A 13,377-nucleotide genomic window follows, 5' to 3' on the forward strand; every position below is an offset into this window, starting at 1 on the left:
CGGCAGACCCCGCACACCCACCACCAGGATCGTTGATCAACACCCACAGATCTTGATCAACAACCCCACGCCAAAACCAGCTCGGTGGATCCGGGCATAGCCGGTCAAAGGTGCCCTTCACTCATTTCCGGATCCTGCGGCTCAGGCGTCGAGCGCGCCGTCTTTGACAGCGCGCAGAAACGCCTGCCACCGGGCAGGAGCAACGGCCAAGTGCCCACCGTCGCGGTCCTTGGTGTCCCGGATGCCGACGGCGTCGAAGCCGAACCCGACCTCGACGCAGTTGCCCCCGTTCCCTCCACTCCGGCTGCTCTTACGCCAGATGGCGCGGTCCAACTCGTGCATGCCGCGCGCCTTTCATCAGACACTCTCCAACTCGCTGGCCACCTGCTCCAGCAGGGCTGCGCTGGCCGAGGGGCTCAAGGCTGCGGCCCGCAAGCGGTCAAACGTGAGGGTATAGGTGTCGACGTCTGCTTGGCGATCGTGATAAGCGGCAGATGTGAGGCTTTCCGCGTAGGCCAGCGTGGGCGCTACGTCGTTCGGAAACCTAACGGGAATCCGGTTGCGGGATGTGCTCCGGCGTCGTTCGGGATGACCTGGACTTCGAGCTTCGCTGGACTCCTGGCCTCGAGCAGGAAGTGGAGTTGTTCGCGCATGGTCTCGGGTCCGCCGACGACGCGTCGGATCGCGCCCTCGCTGACGACTGCCAGCAGGCGGGTCTGGCTGTCGTGCAGCAGTCGCGACTGTCGCTCCGCTCGGACCTTGACCTGCCGGTCGCGTTCTTCGCTGGAGAGTTCGGGATTCAGCGCTTCGATGATCGCGGTCGTGTAGGACTGCGTTTGAAGCAGACCTGGAATGAGCTCTGTTTCGAAGGTCCGGATCTCCACAGCTGCTGACTCGAGGCCCACGTAACGCCGGAACCATCGGGGTACTGCGCTGCGGTAGGACTGCCACCAACCTCGTTGATTCGCGCCCTTCGCAAGGGTTTTGACCTCGTCGATGTCTTCCTGCGACGTTCAGCAGGGCATCGAGCTCGGCCCGCTTGGTCGGCACGTCTCCGAGCTCGATCTTCCTGATCTTCGACTCGGAGCTGTGGGTAGCCGGTTAATGGCGAGTTGCCAGAAGTCTGAAAGTCCTTGTCCTGGACGAGGGCCTTCGGCCGGAGTTGCTGAATGCCCGGCAGGCACTCCGGATCCGGCGCTGGCGCCGACCGAAAGATAAGCCTGCCAGCATCGAGACAGCCTGCTACCTGACGACCTGCCACCCACCGCCGCCACCCCAGCTGACCTGGCGGAACTCATCCAGGGCCATGGGGCGATCGAGAACCGCCTGCACCTGATCCGTGACGTCGCCTTCGACGAAGACCGCCACCGGGCCCGCACCGGCAACGCACCCCAGAACTTCGCGATCCTCCGCAACACCGCGATCACCCTGCACCACCAGCACGGAGCCACCCACATCTGCCCCGCACTCCGCGCCGGCAACCGCAGACCCGAACGACTCCTGAACCTACAGCCCGAAACGACCTAAACCAGACAGATCAACTTTGCACACGCCCCGCCTTGCGGGCTGTGGTCCGGCTGCAAAGACCCCGGAGAAGGCCTCTAAGTCCGGATGAATCTTCAGGACGTCGTCTCTAAACACGGGCGAATTTCCGTTCATGCCCAGATGAGGGTGCCGCCGTGTGATCCGCTACAGGGTAATTCGTCCGCCCAGCCACCACTCCAAGTATGTGCCGAGGCTTGGGGCGACCCACTTTCGGCTATCCGTCTCGTGGTCCCAGAAGAACACCTCAGCGGGCCTGTCGCGCATAACGAACGCGAACTGGTCGCCAGTGCCCGCGTCGGCGAAGAACAGCAGCGGGTCGAATGGCATGTACAGGGAGGCGAAGTCGGGGTTGGCCCGGAAGGCGAGGTTGTCGTTCTTGATCCGTTCGACTGGCCAAATGAGTCCGAGACCGTACTCGCCTTCCACACCGTCGCTCTCCAGGAGCAGTTCGGCGAGCTCACGGGGCAGCCGCTGCCCCAACGCGCGCTCACAGTCTCGAAGCGCCGCCGTGACGGCGGGCGGATTGAAGCTAGCGGCGTCCGTCCAGCGGCTGATCTTGTTTTTCCACACCGCGCAAGTATCCCGGATCCGCACCGCGGGGCGTCCGCCGTCATCGAGCGCGCCGGCCAAGACTCGCCCTCTTCTGCCGCCGAGCGTGTGAGGTGGGAGCAGGGGAGAGGTTGCCAACATATTGCCAACAATTACCCGCAAATGTCGGCAGGAAATGCGAAATCCGCTTCCTGCGTTTGCGCGGGTGACCAAAGGTGTTGGCAGACAACGACAAACGTCGTTGATCACGGTAGCGATGCCGGAACGGGTCGTCGTGGCTCGTTCCATCGGGAGCGTCGAGACTCGCTACTGGGAGTTGGTCCAAGACTTCTTCGATGCTGGAGAGGATCGAAGTTGCACGGCGCAGGGATTCCTCGGACACGCGGGAACCGAACTCAGGGAGTTCGCGAACCAGGTGCACCAGCTGGACGCAGCAGAGGTCTAGGGCCCGCTCGAACAGAGCTCGGGCGGGTTCGCTCAGTCCGGCTCGGGAAGGGGCGTTCGGGACCTGTTGTCTGACCTTCTTGGCCAGCTCGATCGGATCGAGATCGGTGTCGAATAGCGTTGTGTCAGAGAGGTCAGCGTCATCGATTACGTCGACCACCGCATCCAGCGCTGCGATTCGTTCGTTGTCCTCGAGTTTTTCGGAGAACTCCCGTGCGCAGACTTCTTCGAGCCGTTCACCGGCAATCTCGCCGACTTCGTCGAGTTTGCGACGAAGGTTGTTGTGGTCGTGTTTACGGAGCCCGGCGAAGCGCAGGGCGATCAGTTCCGACATGTCCGCGCCTCGGCGGTTCTCGGTCTTCTTACTGGTCAGCCAGGTCGTTGCCGCGCGCTTGACCACTGCGCCCCCGACGCGGAAGAAGGCAGTTTCGAGTCCGGACATGCGATCCCCTCAGACAGACTTCGAATGGGATCTTGACGGATTCGGTTGTCGGTGGGCAAGCCATGGGTCAGTTCTCGGTCGGGACCCAGTTGCCGTGGAAGCCGTTGGGGACTCGGTCGGGGAGTTGGACTTCGGCTGCTGTTTCGAGGGTTTCCGCGTCGAGGAGCAGGAGGTCGCTTCGTTGTTCGGCTGCTGAGTAGCGGAGGCCCATCAGGACTCCGTCGTCCTCGGGTGAGTCCGGGGTGTTCGGTTCGAAGACGAACTCGCCGACCTGGTTTCCCTCGCCGAAGCTGCGGGTTTCGGTCTTGCCCGTCGTCAGGTCGTGCTTGAAGAGGGTGTCGCCGCCGACCGAATAGCCGTAGCGGTGCTTCTTGCCGACCCGGCGTTCGTCCACGCGCGGGAATTCCTGGTCGCGGTCGTCCAGGCGTTCTTCGCGGACCCGACCGGTCTTGAAGTCCACCGTCCAGCGGTCCAGCGTCGGGGCGCCCTCGGACGGGCCGTGCAGGTCCGCGTCGAAGACCTTCGCGTGCCGCACCACGTCCAGCACGATGCCGTCTTCGGTGTCGTAGGCGTTGAGCGGGTGGAAGACGTAGCAGGCGCCGACGTCGAACCAGCGCACGTCGCGCGGGCCGCCGGTGCGCGGCATGACTCCGATGCGCGCCTGGTAGCCGGGGTTCCAGCGGTACGGGAAGCCGCGGTTGGCAGGGGTGAAGCGGGCCATCCGGGCGGTGACAGGGTCCGGGATCTGGATGCGGCCGATCAGCGCGGAGAGGACGAGCTGGGCGGGGCGGCGCAGCCAGCTCGGGGCGATGGTCGCGGTGACTTGCTGGGCGTTGAAGGTCACCGGGAGGTCGTAGAACACCACGTGGTTCTCGGTCAGCGAGAAGTCGTGCATCATCGGGCTGCCGCCGACCTCGACGTCCACCGTCCGCTTGGCCCGGCCGTCCGCGCCGATGACCGAGTACTGGACGGTGTTGCCCCGGCCGAAGAAGTACGAAACCGCGTGCAGTTCACCGGTTTTCGGGTCGCGCTTGGGATGGGCTGTGTAGCCGCCGGGCAGCGTGCCGTCGAAGTCGCACGGGCCGACGGTGTCGAGCTCGTCGGTCAGCTCGTAGTTCGCCGCGCCGGCTTCGACCAGGGCGAGCGTGCGGCCGGCGTGGCCGATGACGTTGGTGTTGGCGCCGAGCAGGTCCAGGCCCGCGCGCGGGTTGCGGGGGCGTAGCGGTTCGCCGAACGCCCGGCTGACGTGCGGCGAGCGGATCCAGCGGTTGCGGTACCACTCCGCCTTGCCGTCGCGGAGGCGGATGCCGTGCACCATGCCGTCGCCCATGAACCAGTTGTAGGTGTCGGGGTCGATCTCGGCGGTCGGGTTCGGGCCGTTGCGCAGGTAGCGGCCGTCGAGGTGGTCCGGGATCCGGCCGATCACCGGGAGGTCCGTGCAGGTGTGCTCCTGCGTGACCGGCGCGTAGTTGCCCTGTGCGAACGGGTTGCTCATGGAGACCTCCAGCGTTCGGTAACGACGTTATAGAACCATAACGTCGTTACGGAACGCGGAGCAACCGTTCGGGCTGATGTGATGCCGATCGCCCCAGCGGGGACTGGCGTCGTTGCGGGGGCTAGCTTCGTTGGTCGTGTTGACCGAATGGCTCGAGCTGGTCCTGCTAGTCGTCGTCGGATTCCTCTCCGGCGCGATCAACGCGGTGGCCGGCGGCGGATCCCTGCTGGTCTTCCCGGCGCTGCTGGCGACCGGGATGCCGCCGCTGGTCGCCAACGTGACCAACTCGGTGGCCCAGGGGCCCGGGTTCGTCGGGGCCGCGATCGGCCAGCACGACGACCTCAGAGGCACCCCGCGGCGGCTGTGGCTGACCTCGGTGGCCGCGGCGGTCGGCTCGGCGTTGGGCTGCGTGCTGCTGATGATCCTGCCGGGCAAGGTCTTCGATGCCGTGGTGCCCGCGCTGATCGCGCTGTCGGCGCTGCTGATGGCCTTCCAGAACATCATTCGCAAGTGGCTCGGCACGCCCGACGAGAACGCCCCGGACCGCACGGTCCTGCTGACCGTCGGAATCTTCTTCGCCTCGATCTACGGTGGCTACTTCGGCGGGGCGCGCAGCGTCGTCCTGATCGCGATCCTGGTGCTGGCCGCGACCGACTCGATGCGCCGGCTGAACGCGCTCAAGAGCTGGCTGGGCATGATCGGCAGCTCGGTGACCTTGGTCATCTACGCGCTGATCGCACCGGTTGACTGGGTGGCGGTGCTGACGCTGGTGCCCACCACAGTGCTGGGCGGATACGTAGGCGGCAAGATCGCCCAGAAGCTCCCCGCGAATCTGCTCCGCTACCTGGTGGTGGCCATCGCCGCAGGCGTAGCGATCTACATGTTCCTCGACTGACCCTGCGGGGGATTCCAAATTTAGGGAAATTTGGAAGCCCCTCCGACGGAGCGAGCGCCTGACGGGGGTTCCAATTTTAGGGAAATTTGGGATGCTCGGCACTGAAACCGCAGGTCGCGCCGTGTGGGTTCCCAATTTTAGGGAAATTTGGAAGGCACTGCGGTGGCGTGGGCTGAGCGCTTTGGGGCTCCAAATTTAGGGAAATTTGGGTGGTCCCTGGAGGGGATCGGGGGCACCGGCCGGGTCGGTGCCCTTGCTGTCAGGTCAGACTCCGAGGTCCTTGCGGAGCCGCTCGACGTGGCCGGTGGCCTTGACGTTGTACAGGGCATTGGCGATCTTGCCGTCGGCGTCGACCACGAACGTCGAGCGGATCACGCCCTGCACGACCTTGCCGTAGTTCTTCTTCTCGCCGAAGGCGCCCCACGCGGTCATGACCGACTTGTCCTCGTCGGCCAGCAGCGGGAAGGTCAGGCCTTCCGCGTCGCGGAAGGCGGCCAGCTTGGCCGGCTTGTCCGGGGAGACACCGAGGACGTCGAAGCCGGCGTCGTTGAGCACCGCGAGGCTGTCCCGGAAGTCGCAGGCCTCCTTGGTGCAGCCCGGGGTGCTGGCGGCGGGGTAGAAGTACACCACGACGGACCGGCCGCGGTAGTCGTTCAGCGAGACGGTGTTGCCGTCGGCGTCCAGCAGCGAGAACTCGGGTGCCTTGTCGCCGATCGAGAGTCGATTCTGTTCGCTCATGCACCCGACGCTAGCCGATACCGCCGACGTGGTCCCGCTCGGTGGAGCGACGTCACTGCCCCGGCAGTCCGGCGCCGCCGGCGGCCGGGGCGATGTGCGCGACCTGGGGCGTCGCCGCCGGTGGTTGATCGCCTGCCGCGATGTACCCGCCGACCAGCAGCCCGGCGACCGCCGAAGCGGTCAGCGCCAGCGCACAAGTGGTGAAGAAGCGGATGGACACCGCGATTTCCTTCCGGCAGAAGTGGATTCGAACCTGCCCGGTGGGCGCGCGCCTTCGGGGCCCGGACCGGTGAGAGGTTCTTCGATCAACCGTGATATCGGGAGATTCGCCCGAATCGTTACCGATGTCCACCGGTCGAGTGATCGGGACTGGAGTTGCGGGTGCCGTGCGCCGCGCGTAGACGGGTGGGTGGCCAGCCCCGACGACCGCCCCGGAGGACTCCGCCATGCCCACAGTCGCTGATCAGCTCATCGAAGTGCTCGTGCAGGCCGGTGTCCGGCGCATCTACGGCATCGTCGGGGACAGCCTCAACCCCGTGGTGGACGCCGTGCGGCGCACCGAGGGCATCGAGTGGGTGCACGTGCGCCACGAGGAGGCCGCTGCGTTCGCGGCCGGGGCCGAAGCCCAGATGACCGGACGGCTCGCGGTCTGTGCGGGCAGCTGCGGGCCCGGCAACCTGCACCTGATCAACGGCCTGTTCGACGCGCACCGCAGCGGGGCGCCGGTGCTGGCGCTGGCCTCGCACATCCCGTCCGCGCAGATCGGCACCGGGTTCTTCCAGGAGACCCACCCCGAGGAGCTGTTCAACGAGTGCAGCCACTTCTGCGAGATGCTCTCGCAGCCCGAGCAGATGCCGCGGCTGCTGCGCACCGCCATCCAGACCGCGTCCGGTCGCCGCGGCGCTGCCGTGCTGGTGCTGCCTGGTGATGTCGCCGAGAAGCCCGTCGCCCCGTCCAATGCCCTGGGGATCATCGAGTGCGAGCCGCCCACGGTCGTGCCGTCGGAGGACCAGCTGCTCGCGCTGGCGGAGAAGCTGAACCGGGCCGAGCGGCCGATGTTCTTCTGCGGGGCGGGAACGCGCGGCGCGCACCAGGAGGTCATGGAGCTGGCCGCGCGGGTGAACGCGCCGGTCGGGCACGCCCTGCGCGGCAAGGAGTGGATCCAGTACGACAACCCCTTCGACGTGGGCATGAGCGGCCTGCTCGGCTACGGCGCTTGTTACGACGCGATGCACCGCGCCGACCTGGTGGTGCTGCTGGGCACCGACTTCCCGTACGACAACTTCCTGCCGCAGGCCAACACCGTGCAGGTCGACATCGAACCGGCGCACCTGGGACGGCGCACGGTGCTGGACCTGGCCGTGCACGGCGACGTCGCCGAAACCATCCGCGCGGTTCTGCCGCACGTCCAGCAGAAGACAGACCGCTCCTACCTGGACCGGATGTTGCGCGAGCACGCCGGGCAGCTGGAGCGGGTCGTCGACGCCTACACGCGCAACGTCGAGACCCAGGTGCCGATCCACCCGGAATTCGTCGCCGACGTGCTCGACGACCTCGCTGCGGAGGACGCGGTGTTCACTGTGGACACCGGGATGTGCAACGTGTGGGCAGCGCGCTACATCACGCCGAACGGGCAGCGGCGGGTGCTCGGGTCCTTCGTGCACGGTTCGATGGCCAACGCGCTGCCGCAGGCCATCGGCGCGCAGATCTCCGAGCCGGAGCGGCAGGTCATCTCGATGTCAGGGGATGGCGGACTGGCCATGCTGCTCGGTGACCTGCTGAGCCTGCGCACCCACCGGCTGCCGGTGAAGGTCGTGGTGTTCAACAACTCCTCGCTGGGCATGGTGAAGCTGGAGATGCTCGTGGACGGTCTGCCCGACTTCGGCACCGACCACGACCACGTCGACTTCGCCGCGATCGCCGCAGCGGCGGGAATCCACTCGGTGCGGGTGGAGAACCCGGGTGATGTGCGCGAGGCGTTGGCAGATGCGCTGCGGCGGCCGGGACCTGCACTGGTGGACGTGGTGACCGACCCGAACGCGCTGTCGATCCCGCCGCGGATCACTGGGGACCAGGTGAAGGGTTTCGCGCTCGCGGTGAGCAGGACGGTGTTGTCCGGTGGGGTGGGCAAGATGATCCAGCTGGCCCGCAGCAACCTTCGCAACGTGCCGCGCCCCTGAGCGCGGAAACCGACGGTGTGTCCTGCCGGGTGTCAGTTTTGCCCATAACTGACCGGACACCTGGCGGCGGTTCACGGGCCGGTGGGCTGCGCTAGTTCGGCCTGCTCGATTTCGTGGTGCATCCGCAGGTTCAGCTCGGCTTCCAGCTCGTACAGCCCGGGCAGCAGCCGGTCGTCGTGTCCGAGCAGGTCCGCGGCCCAGCCGGTCAGCGAGTCGTCGCGGTGCGGGGTGGACCAGTCGAACAACAGCTCGCGAATCTCCCGGTAGGACTCGCGCGGTTCGGCCGCTGCGGTCAGCGCCGGCCAGGTCCGCCTGGACCAGTGGCGTGCCAACATGAGGAGAACAGCGATGCGGTGGCGCGCGTCGGCCGGATCGGTGACCTCGCGGACTTCCGCGCGCAGCTCCGCGAGGCCCAGCCCCAGCATCCGGCAGCCGACGTAGGCCCAGTAGTCGGAGCCCGTGCCGTCACCGTCGGCCTCCCAACGCAGATCCCACAGCAGGCGCCGGAATTCGGCCTCGGCCGCCTCGCCGTGCAGCGCGATGCCGAGGATGAGACCGCCGTTGCAGTCCGTCGACGCACTTTGCTCGCCCCAGGCCACGAGCCGCTGCAGCCAGGACGGATCCTGCGTCCGCGCTGCCAGAACCGGGAGGAATTCGGGGAAGAACGACTGCCCCTCGTACTGCGCCAGGGTTCGTGCGATCTCCTCGCGCAGATCGTGACAGTGCAGATGCAGCAGTCCCAGTGCCGCGTGCAGGCCAGTTTCGTAGTCAGGAGCCGTCGCCTGCGCCCACAGCAACTGCTCGGCACGTTCGAGACCGAGGATTCCCAGCGCGCGAAGAACTTCCGGCGGCACTCCGGTCCGCAGCTCACCAGCGTCCACGCACTCCGCCATGAGACGTTGCGCCAATGCGATGTCGCCGTGCCGGGCGAACACCCGCACCAGCTCCGCTCGTTCTTCCGGATTCGCCAGGAAGATCGGCAGCAACGCCTCCGCATCGCTTCGGGATCCATGGCGGACCACCACCTCCACAGCGGCGGATTCCCAATATCTGAAACCAGGCGCGGAGGCCTCGTCGTAGGCCTCAGCCAACATCCGCGCCGTTCGCCCCACCATTGCCCTGATCCTCCGGTCAATCGATCCAGTTGGCCTGCGTGTAATCCATTTTGGTGACTGCGGCTGGATTCTATGAGCGCCTAGGCGGTCTCGTTGCGGAAAATGCCATGTCTACTGTGGACACAAGCCTGTTTGACGCGTGTGCGGCCCGCTGCGTCCTGTCGATCGGGGTGGACTGATCTGAACGCGCTGTCGATCCTGCCACAGCTCATCGGGGACCTGTGGAGGGTATCGCGCGGATGGTGTTGTCCTGCGTGGCGAGTGGGACGAATCGGATTGGCTCGTAGCAACCAGTGCTACGGGCGCTTCCGCGAGCACGGCGTGGCGCCCCGGCGTGTCGGATGGCCGTTTTGTCCATAACCGCCGGGAAACCGGGCGTGGGTGTGCTGGTGGCGCCTCGCTGGTCGCTGCTCCGAGTTCGTCGATTATCAGGATTTGAAATCGGCTGTTGGGGGGTTTGGCTTGGGAATATGCCAGCGTTTGCGTTGTTCTCGCTGGTATTAGCCGGTTCCCGCCATTGATTTCGAACCCGGGTGGGTGTACTCCATTTCGGCGATGGTGCCTCGTTTGAGGGGAGGTACGTAACCATCTTCGGCCACTATCCGATGTGCATCGGTGCCCACCGGATCGGCCGGAGCGGGCTAGTGGACCGGATGCCGTGAGGGTGATGCGTTGGTGACTCAGTGTGGACCTCCGGGCAGGATGGGGATTATGACAGTCAGTCCCACGGTGCGTCGCCGTCGCCTCGCCGCTGAGCTGCGGCGACTGCGGGCGCATGCGGAGGTCACTCAACAGCAGGCCGCCGGACATCTCGGCTGCACGCAGGCCAAGATCGGGCGGTTCGAAACCGCGAAGCGATCTCCGTCGGTCGGCGACGTCTCGGCGCTGCTGGACTTCTACAGGGTGGAGGGGTGCGAGCGGGATCAGCTGATCAACCTCGCGCGCGACGCCCGCAAACGGGGTTGGTGGCATTCCTACAGCGATGTCCTGCCCGAGTGGTACGAGACCTACGTGGGTTTGGAGGCGGAAGCGTCCTCCATCCACACCTACGAGGCCGAGGCCATTCCTGGACTGCTCCAGACGCGTGAGTACGCGCATGCGATCACGAAAGCGACCCTGATCAGGGCCGATGAATCGGAGATCGGCCGGCGGGTCGATCTGCGCATCCAACGGCAGCAGCGGGTGGTGGGGGACAACCCGCTGGAGCTGTGGGCGGTGGTGGGAGAAGCCGCCCTGCGCAGGCGGGTCGGCGGACCCGGTGTGCTCCGCCGGCAGCTGGAACACCTGTTGAAACTCGTGCAGTTGCCGCACGTGACCCTGCAGGTGATGCCATTGGACGCGGGGGCCCATCCGGCGCAGGCCGGACCGTTCGTCATCCTGCGCTACTCGAATCACATCGACCCGGGCGTGGTTTATCTGGAGACCCACGTGGGCGGGCTCTACCTCGAGCGCGAGGTAGAGCTGTCGAACTACGTCACGATGATGGACCATTTGCGCGCGCATGCGGTAGATCCGGACGGTTCCGTAGAACTAATGCAACAACGCATAGGAGAGTTGTAAATGGTGAATATCACCGACTGGCGCACCAGCACGCGTACCCAAGGTCAGGGTCAGTGCGTCGAGGTCGGCTTCGGAGCTGACTGCGTCGGCGTGCGCGATACCAAGAACAGATCTGCCGGGCAGATCACCGTTGCGCCGCAGCGCTGGCTCGAGTTCGTCAGCGGCCTCAAGCACGGCGACTTCGACGCTCGCTGAGCTCGACGTCGTGCGTTCGTGAGTGCGCTCCCGAGTCTCCCCGCTCGGTGACGCACTCGTCGAGGCCTTTTCGGCGCGTTTTGGGTGGTGGTGCGGGGAGCGGAACCTCAGAAGTCCTGGTGGGCACTGAGTTCCGCTCCTCGCACTGCTGCGCAAGTCGTTCCGCACTGGCCTCTTCGCTCAGCGCCGTTCCAGGAACGGCCTGAGAAGTCCTGGGAGGGCTTCGTCGGCCAGAGCCAGGCCTTCGGCTTCGGCGACGTCGTGCACTTCGTAGATGCTGTTGCCCGCTGCGGTCGTCGCGCCGACCGTCATGAGGCCCGACCGCCGCTGGAACACGGTGCGGCTCATCTTCCAGCCGATCACCCCGTCGCGTTCCAGGACGACTGTGCGCCGGATCCCGCTGCCGTTGCGGGTGATCAGGTGTCGGTCGGTCAGCTGGTGGCCGAGATTGCGGTAGGCGTCCACTGCGAATCCCAGGAACACCAGGACGGCGGCGACGCCCACAGCGATCGCCAACGGCACTGGGAGCCAGCCGTACATCGCCGTCACGACTGCTGCGATCAAGAACGGTGTTGCGGACATCAGCGCCCAGTTGATGCGTCGTCGCAGCGCCGCTCGTGGGTGCCGTCGCAGTGGGACCTGTGACGGTGGCTGTGGTTCGCGCAGCACCGCTGCCGAAGCTCGGTGCGCCACGGAGCGGGGAGCTGGTGGCAGCAACGTCTTGTTGTCCGGTTGGTTCTCTGCCTTCTTCTGGTTCAGACCGGTGGCCACCGCGTGCAGCCGGGCGCCGCCGGCCCAGCGCAGCAGCAGTGGTTCCACCAGCTCGATCCCGCGCAGTCGCCGTTCTTCCAGCGAGACCGAGCGGGTGGTGAGCAGGCCGCGCTTGACCTGCAGGGTGTCCCCGCGCTCCCGGCTCAGCCGGAATCCCCACCACATCTCCAGCGACAGCACGAAAGAGCCGAGCACGGTGACGGCCAGCGAGAGCGCGGCACCGACCGCGATGACCAGCCACAGCGAAGTCGCCAGCACGGCTGCGCCGATGGCGTTGAAGACCCCGGTGGCCTTCAGCAGTTCGCTGAACGATCCGATGGCGGAGCCGATCGCGCCCCAGACGATCAGCGCCAGCCCCACCGACAGCGAGGAGTAGGCCAGCCACGCGGGATTGAGCCGTGCGAGCGTGCTGCTGGACTCCGGGGCCGGAATGTTCTCATCAACCACAGTGGACGAATCGCCGAACAGCAGTTCCTGACGCAGTGATTCGGCGTGCTCGCTGGAGATCGCGTCGAGCTTCAGCTCGCTGCTGTCACCGGCCTGGCCGCCGGTGCCGACCTTCACTGCCATGACGCCGAAGACGCGGTGGCTCAGGCTGGCGGTGAGGTCGACGCTGCGGATCCGATCGCGCGGGATCGAGCGGTGGTTCCGCGTGATGGCGCCCTTGCGCAGCTCGAAGTGCTCCGGGGTGATGCGGTACCAGGCGAACCACCAGTCGAGGGCCGACAGACCGGCGAACACCAGTCCGGCTGCCATCCACAGCCCCGCCGTGATCAGGATCGCGCTGAAGGGGACGCTGGAGATCGCCATGATCGCGATGGCCGGCACCATCGGTGCCAGCACCAGCACGGCCATGGCGGCGATCGTCTTGGGGTCTTGGCGGCGCCAATGCCCGTCGATCACGGTGCTCATGTCGCATCTCCCGGCGTCGCCTGGGTGGTGACGGTCAGCTGCTCGACGACCGCCCGGGCGGTGTCCCGGTCCAATCCGTCGATCGTCAGCGGCCCCGCTGCGGAGGCCGTGGTCACGGTGACGCTGGAGAGGTTGAACAGCTGCTGCAGCGGACCTCGCACGGTGTCGACGGTCTGGATGCGTGACATCGGCGCGATCCGCCACTCCTGGCGCAGCCAGCCCGCCGCCGTGTAGACCGCGTCATCGGTGATCTCCCAGCGGTGCACCCGGAACCGCCACTGCGGCATGACCAGCACGTAGGGCACCCCGAGCACGGCGACCACCACCAGCGCCAGCAGCAGCCAGGGCTGCGCGGGCGGGATGAGTGCCGCGGCCACAGCCAGCGCGAACAGCGCCGGGACGACGAGGACCAGGGCCTGCACCGTCCACCAGCCGATCGCACGGCGTTCTACGCGATTGTGCGGTGGGCGGAGCCGGAGTCCGGTGGTGTTCGCATCGGCCACGGTCGGTCCTTTCCTGCGGTCGGCTGGCTGCGA

The 13,377-nt window shown here is 66.5% G+C and carries 16 protein-coding genes; 5 read left to right on the forward strand and 11 right to left on the reverse strand.

Annotated features, from left to right (window positions below; all coding sequences use genetic code 11):
• Window positions 1-141: 141 nt before the first annotated feature.
• Genes ACWCO2_RS30385 through ACWCO2_RS30395 form a run of 3 tightly spaced genes read right to left on the reverse strand, consistent with a single transcriptional unit; the run spans window position 142 to window position 905 of the window.
• A complete protein-coding gene (locus ACWCO2_RS30385; protein ID WP_450131220.1) occupies window positions 142-342 on the reverse strand; it encodes a DUF397 domain-containing protein in 201 nt (66 codons plus the stop codon).
• Window positions 343-357: 15 nt separating this feature from the next.
• Window positions 358-555 (reverse strand): Scr1 family TA system antitoxin-like transcriptional regulator, encoded by a 198-nt coding sequence (locus ACWCO2_RS30390; RefSeq protein WP_450131257.1) that lies wholly within the window; start codon window positions 553-555, stop codon window positions 358-360.
• On the reverse strand, window positions 528-905 hold the full coding sequence (locus tag ACWCO2_RS30395; RefSeq protein ID WP_450131221.1) for a DUF5753 domain-containing protein: 378 nt from the start codon (window positions 903-905) through the stop codon (window positions 528-530). Before ACWCO2_RS30395 ends, ACWCO2_RS30390 begins: the two co-directional genes overlap by 28 nt.
• Window positions 906-1,314: 409 nt before the next feature.
• Here ACWCO2_RS30395 and ACWCO2_RS30400 point away from each other — a divergent pair, with 409 nt between their 5' ends.
• On the forward strand, window positions 1,315-1,527 hold the full coding sequence (locus tag ACWCO2_RS30400; protein WP_450131258.1) for a hypothetical protein: 213 nt from the start codon (window positions 1,315-1,317) through the stop codon (window positions 1,525-1,527).
• A gap of 162 nt (window positions 1,528-1,689) precedes the next feature.
• Here ACWCO2_RS30400 and ACWCO2_RS30405 read toward each other — a convergent pair whose 3' ends face one another.
• From ACWCO2_RS30405 to ACWCO2_RS30415, 3 genes are all read right to left on the reverse strand, one after another.
• A complete protein-coding gene (locus tag ACWCO2_RS30405) occupies window positions 1,690-2,175 on the reverse strand; it encodes an SMI1/KNR4 family protein (protein ID WP_450131222.1) in 486 nt (161 codons plus the stop codon).
• Entirely contained in the window at window positions 2,156-2,980 is an 825-nt protein-coding gene (locus tag ACWCO2_RS30410) for an NACHT N-terminal Helical domain 1-containing protein (protein WP_450131223.1), read from the reverse strand. The genes ACWCO2_RS30405 and ACWCO2_RS30410 overlap by 20 nt, the downstream gene beginning before the upstream one ends.
• 67 nt (window positions 2,981-3,047) lie before the next feature.
• A complete protein-coding gene (locus tag ACWCO2_RS30415) occupies window positions 3,048-4,475 on the reverse strand; it encodes a carotenoid oxygenase family protein (RefSeq protein WP_450131224.1) in 1,428 nt (475 codons plus the stop codon).
• A 136-nt stretch (window positions 4,476-4,611) separates the two neighbouring features.
• On the opposite strand from ACWCO2_RS30415, the gene ACWCO2_RS30420 reads away from it, so the two are divergent.
• Window positions 4,612-5,370, forward strand: a complete 759-nt coding sequence (locus ACWCO2_RS30420) for a sulfite exporter TauE/SafE family protein (RefSeq protein ID WP_450131225.1) — start codon at window positions 4,612-4,614, stop codon at window positions 5,368-5,370.
• A gap of 264 nt (window positions 5,371-5,634) precedes the next feature.
• Here ACWCO2_RS30420 and bcp read toward each other — a convergent pair whose 3' ends face one another.
• Together bcp and ACWCO2_RS30430 are read right to left on the reverse strand one after the other, a co-directional pair.
• A complete protein-coding gene (gene bcp, locus ACWCO2_RS30425) occupies window positions 5,635-6,108 on the reverse strand; it encodes a thioredoxin-dependent thiol peroxidase (RefSeq protein WP_450131226.1) in 474 nt (157 codons plus the stop codon).
• Window positions 6,109-6,160: 52 nt separating this feature from the next.
• Window positions 6,161-6,328, reverse strand: coding sequence for a hypothetical protein (locus ACWCO2_RS30430; protein ID WP_450131227.1), 168 nt, complete (start codon window positions 6,326-6,328; stop codon window positions 6,161-6,163).
• Window positions 6,329-6,554: 226 nt separating this feature from the next.
• On the opposite strand from ACWCO2_RS30430, the gene ACWCO2_RS30435 reads away from it, so the two are divergent.
• Window positions 6,555-8,288, forward strand: coding sequence for a pyruvate dehydrogenase (locus ACWCO2_RS30435; RefSeq protein WP_450131228.1), 1,734 nt, complete (start codon window positions 6,555-6,557; stop codon window positions 8,286-8,288).
• 71 nt (window positions 8,289-8,359) lie between these two features.
• On the opposite strand, the gene ACWCO2_RS30440 is transcribed toward ACWCO2_RS30435, so the two are convergent.
• Entirely contained in the window at window positions 8,360-9,403 is a 1,044-nt protein-coding gene (locus tag ACWCO2_RS30440) for a hypothetical protein (RefSeq protein WP_450131229.1), read from the reverse strand.
• Between the two features lie 711 nt (window positions 9,404-10,114).
• On the opposite strand from ACWCO2_RS30440, the gene ACWCO2_RS30445 reads away from it, so the two are divergent.
• Complete coding sequence (locus ACWCO2_RS30445) at window positions 10,115-10,963, forward strand: helix-turn-helix domain-containing protein (RefSeq protein ID WP_450131230.1); 849 nt, start codon at window positions 10,115-10,117, stop codon at window positions 10,961-10,963.
• Complete coding sequence (locus ACWCO2_RS30450; protein ID WP_450131231.1) at window positions 10,964-11,158, forward strand: DUF397 domain-containing protein; 195 nt, start codon at window positions 10,964-10,966, stop codon at window positions 11,156-11,158.
• A 180-nt stretch (window positions 11,159-11,338) separates the two neighbouring features.
• On the opposite strand, the gene ACWCO2_RS30455 is transcribed toward ACWCO2_RS30450, so the two are convergent.
• Together ACWCO2_RS30455 and ACWCO2_RS30460 are read right to left on the reverse strand one after the other, a co-directional pair.
• A complete protein-coding gene (locus ACWCO2_RS30455; RefSeq protein WP_450131232.1) occupies window positions 11,339-12,841 on the reverse strand; it encodes a PH domain-containing protein in 1,503 nt (500 codons plus the stop codon).
• Window positions 12,838-13,344 carry a PH domain-containing protein gene (locus ACWCO2_RS30460; RefSeq protein WP_450131233.1) on the reverse strand — a complete coding sequence of 169 codons (507 nt, stop codon included), beginning with the start codon at window positions 13,342-13,344 and terminating at the stop codon, window positions 12,838-12,840. Before ACWCO2_RS30460 ends, ACWCO2_RS30455 begins: the two co-directional genes overlap by 4 nt.
• Between the last annotated feature and the right edge of the window lie 33 nt (window positions 13,345-13,377).

It is taken from the genome of Saccharopolyspora sp. NPDC002376 (assembly GCF_053593195.1).

Coding starts and splice junctions, on each gene's coding strand:
- ACWCO2_RS30440 (WP_450131229.1), bottom strand. CDS start 9,403: ATGGTGGGGCGAACGGCGCGGATGTTGGCTGAGGCCTACGACGAGGCC.
- bcp (WP_450131226.1), bottom strand. CDS start 6,108: ATGAGCGAACAGAATCGACTCTCGATCGGCGACAAGGCACCCGAGTTC.
- ACWCO2_RS30410 (WP_450131223.1), bottom strand. CDS start 2,980: ATGTCCGGACTCGAAACTGCCTTCTTCCGCGTCGGGGGCGCAGTGGTC.
- ACWCO2_RS30450 (WP_450131231.1), top strand. CDS start 10,964: ATGGTGAATATCACCGACTGGCGCACCAGCACGCGTACCCAAGGTCAG.
- ACWCO2_RS30455 (WP_450131232.1), bottom strand. CDS start 12,841: ATGAGCACCGTGATCGACGGGCATTGGCGCCGCCAAGACCCCAAGACG.
- ACWCO2_RS30445 (WP_450131230.1), top strand. CDS start 10,115: ATGACAGTCAGTCCCACGGTGCGTCGCCGTCGCCTCGCCGCTGAGCTG.
- ACWCO2_RS30385 (WP_450131220.1), bottom strand. CDS start 342: ATGCACGAGTTGGACCGCGCCATCTGGCGTAAGAGCAGCCGGAGTGGA.
- ACWCO2_RS30415 (WP_450131224.1), bottom strand. CDS start 4,475: ATGAGCAACCCGTTCGCACAGGGCAACTACGCGCCGGTCACGCAGGAG.
- ACWCO2_RS30435 (WP_450131228.1), top strand. CDS start 6,555: ATGCCCACAGTCGCTGATCAGCTCATCGAAGTGCTCGTGCAGGCCGGT.